General features: G+C 38.2%; 1 protein-coding gene and 1 pseudogene. Both read left to right on the top strand.

Annotated elements, in window-relative coordinates:
• Positions 1 to 209 precede the first annotated feature (209 nt).
• Positions 210 to 1121, top strand: a pseudogene (locus HT719_RS07255) (Rpn family recombination-promoting nuclease/putative transposase).
• Positions 1122 to 1810: 689 nt separating this feature from the next.
• On the top strand, positions 1811 to 3562 hold a 1752-nt coding region (locus HT719_RS07250; RefSeq protein WP_172928707.1), incomplete at its 3' end, for a YSIRK-type signal peptide-containing protein.

The following is a 3562-nucleotide window of genomic DNA, read 5'->3' as shown; positions in this document are numbered from 1 at the left end:
ACTAGAATAGTACACCTCTACTTTTAAAACATTGTTAGAAATAGATTTGACTGTCCTGATAGATTTGCCCTGTTCTTATTTTTTCATTTCACTATAAAATTTTAAATTTGTGACCATATCTTGACTGTATTTTCCTCTCTTTTTCGAATAAATAAATAGAATAATCAAATCTAGATTAAAAAATGTGCTATAATGAAAGGAGAAGCAATATGACTGTACGTCATCCGGGCATTAGCCCGACCAATGATTTGGTTGCTAAGAAGATTTTTAGCAATCCGGAAATCACTTGTCAATTTATTCGCGATATGCTGGATTTACCAGCCAAAAATGTGACCATTTTGGAGGGAAGTAACATTCACGTCTTGCCTTCCATGCCCTATTCGGCGCAAGATTTCTATACCAGTATAGATGTTTTGGCGGAGTTGGATAATGGTACGCAAGTTATCATCGAAATTCAGGTTCATCATCATAATTTTTTCATCAATCGTTTATGGGCTTACCTTTGCAGTTAGGTCAATCAAAATCTTGAAAAAATTCGTCAACGAGAAGGTGATACTCATCAGAGTTATAAACACATCTCACCAGTATACGCTATCGCAATTGTGGATAGTAACTACTTCTCAGATGACTTGGCTTTTCATAGTTTTAGCATGCGAGAGGATAGGACAGGTGAGGTTTTAACAATTACAAACAATGGACAGGAAAACCATCTGGTTAAGATGGCATTCTTGGAACTAAAAAAATACAGAGAAACCAGCAAAGACGAGGTTCGCAAGCCATGGTTGGAGTTTTTCGGGAATAAACCCTTTACCCAAGAACCTGAGCGAGCCATCAGCCAAGCAGACCAACTGCTAGATTACAAGAGCTGGTCTGAGGAGGACAGGGAGATGTTTAGTCAACTACGTATGCGAGAAGAACAAGCCTTATTAGCACAGGACTATGCCTTGGAACAAGCTGAAGAAAAAGGGTTGGAGAGAGGTCGTGCAGAGGGGCTTGAACAGGGATTAAAAGTAGGTTTAGTAAATCTAGTCCGCCAAGGTCTTCTGACTTCTGAGGTTGCTAGCCAGCAGTTGGGCATAACCGTCGCTGAGTTTGAGGAGCTATTGAAAAAATACAAATAAGCCCTAAAAAATACAGAGAAACCAGCAAAGACAAGGTTCGCAAGCCATGGTTGGAGTTTTTTGTAACTCTCTATCTCCTAGATAGGGTTCGATAAAATACAGTGATTTCGGAGTTAGCTAGTTAGGTCATTTGTAAATCAAGTAAGCCTAAGAGAAGTAGTGATTTTAGAAAAACTGGAGCTGGCTAGCTAATAATCTAATCTATAAGAATCCCTAAGCAAGGGGTTAGAATCTATAAACTGGCCTATGATTTAGTTTTATCCATAAATGATTAAAAAGAGGGTATGGCGTGTCTACTACAGAAGAGCGGCTTTTTAATGATACAATGCTAGGATTTGTTTTTATCAATTAGCATTTGATGTGCTTAACATCAGGGGGAAATTACTTCGAAACAAACCGTAACTAAAATGTTATCAAATTGTAATAAAACCTTGATTTGTATATGTTTCTCAAGACAGAATCGTCAGGAAGCTTGATAGAATAGCTTTGTACAGCCTATCCATATATATATATATGGATAGGCTGTCTTTTTCTTGATACTAAGTGAGATAAAGAAGTCAAATGATTATCTTTTTAAAGTAATTTAAGGTATAATAGTTTAGTCATATCAGGTTGAATGATTGAGTGCATTTTTGATTCACAAGGCAAACCTTTGCATTGTGTTACAGTTATGGACTCAGTGATTTCACTTGAAAAAATTTAAACTAAAAAGGGGAACATCTAATATGTTTTATAGTGAGAAGGACGATAGAGAAAAACGCTTGCGGTTTTCGATTCGGAAGGTTAGTTTTGGAGCGGCCTCGGTAGCCGTGGCGGCACTCTATCTCTTTATGGGAAGTGGAGCGGTATCTGCTAAGGAAGCGCAGGCCGTACAGTTAAATGAGGAGGTGGCAGCTGATAAGGATTCGGAAACAGAGAAAAAATCAGAGGATCCACAGCTAACCTACGCTGCTCCTGCTGCAAAGAAACAAGGATCTGCAACCAATACTGAAGCAGGGGATGAAGGCAAGCAAGAGAGTCATCCAGGGGCCAAAGAGGAAGAAGCCAACTCATCTGAAAGAAGCGAAACTACAACAAAGACTCAATCGGATGAAGACTCTGTGAGTGGGGACTCTAGCTCTCCAAAATCTGAAGGTGAAGGTACAAGATCAGAAGAAGCAAGCAGCAAGCCAAAAGTACGTAAAAGACGTGATGCACCTGCCCCACCAGCGACTGCAACCGATGAAGATCTAGCTGCAAATCAGACTTATGATGCTCCCGGGGATGATGCAAGTGTAGATGAATTAGCAACGAAGTTAAAAGAATTGCCTGCAACAGTAGAGAATGAGAAAAAACTTGGTAAGATAGACGAAGTTGGTGCTACCAAAAATATAGCTAAAGGTGAAGTGGGTGAACTTACTGAATTTGGAGGTTGGAAGGCAGTTTCAGCAGAGGGCAAAGAAGGAAAAATTGCTGTTGCAAGAAAGACAGCTGACGGGGTCTTTCCTATTGAAACTGTGAATGTTACGAGAAATGTACAATTGTATACAGCACATGTCGAGGAAAATTCGTTTGATCGTTCTCACGAGTATATACTACTTCTTTCTCAAGTTAGAACATATGCGACTAGAGATGAAGAAACATTTGATAAAAGTGATTTTAAGGATATAGATAAAAATGGAGGGCATGGAGAAGCGCAACAAATTTCTAAAGGGCTAAAAGGCTTTAATGGGATAGAAAAAACTTATAAAGCCTATTCTTCATCTACAGGAACAGGAGTTAATATTTCTTTTAAAACAGGTTTTACAGGAGATATTGATGGTTATAAAGCGGGATATAAAGTTGAGGTGATTGCAAAACTTAAAGATGGGAGTATGAGAACTATCTATCAGGAAGAGTTTCGTCCTGATAAACATATTGATGATATGAATAAGAAGGTAGTCTCAGTCGATGCTAATGATGGGGTTACGTTTACTGTCTCAAGAAATCCGTCCCCTTCAACAGAGAGTCTTAATCAAAAATTGGTAGGGTACAAAAATAATCAAGGAACTGGAACAGGTACTTTTACTAGTAAAAATATAGTGTTACCTAAAGATGCCACAGAATATACTGTAAGAATTGCTGCTTCTGATAATTTAAGATTAGGTATGGGATATCAAGTACCTTGGAAACATTATGCTTTACCAATTGTTGGAACAGGGTTTTCAGTTACTCAGGATACTAGCGAAGTAGCCAAGGACTTATCTCAAAAAGTTTATGCTAAATTAACCCAACAAAAAGAAGAAGACACAAAATGGTCCACTCCTGCTACCAAGGCTGATTATCAAGAAAAATTGAACAAAATTAAGGATAAGATTGATTCTGGAGCTTCTACTAGTGATTATAGAACAGTAGTAAAAGATGCTGTAGAAAAATGGAAACAGCTGAACGAAGGGCAGAAAATAAAAGACAAAGCCAAGAAA

Source organism: Streptococcus sp. k-378 (assembly GCF_013277505.1).
In the GTDB taxonomy this organism is placed as follows: domain Bacteria; phylum Bacillota; class Bacilli; order Lactobacillales; family Streptococcaceae; genus Streptococcus; species Streptococcus pseudopneumoniae.
Note: the sequence above shows the minus strand (reverse complement) of the source record. Positions and strands in the feature narration are given on the sequence as shown.